1 protein-coding gene is annotated in these 319 nt (G+C 73.7%); it reads right to left on the bottom strand.

Features of this window, described 5'->3' with window-relative positions; translation table 11 throughout:
- The coding region (locus JHD67_RS21785) for an ATP-binding cassette domain-containing protein (RefSeq protein WP_199101208.1) at positions 1–143 on the bottom strand (143 nt) is incomplete at its 3' end.
- Between the last annotated feature and the right edge of the window lie 176 nt (positions 144–319).

Genomic DNA, 319 nt, shown 5'->3' with positions numbered 1-319 from the left:
TCGATCAGCCCGAGGAGTTTGAGCAGGGTGCTTTTACCGGCCCCGGAGTGACCGGTGACGAACGCCATCTCGCCAGCCCCCACTTCAAAAGAGAGCTGCGACAAGGCCTCGTGGCCGCCTTCATAGCTGTCTCTTATACACATCTGACGCTGCCGACGACAACGTTCGGGTGTAGATCTCGGTGGTCGCCGGATCAGTAAAGAGGGGGGGGGGGGGGGGGGGGGGGGGGGGGGGGGGGGGGGGGGGGGGGGGGGGGGGGGGGGGGGGGGGGGGGGGGGGGGGGGGGGGGGGGGGGGGGGGGGGGGGGGGGGGGGGGGGG

It is taken from the genome of Dyella sp. ASV21 (assembly GCF_016428975.1).
Lineage (GTDB): Bacteria > Pseudomonadota > Gammaproteobacteria > Xanthomonadales > Rhodanobacteraceae > Dyella.
This window is presented reverse-complemented; position numbering and strand designations above follow the sequence as displayed.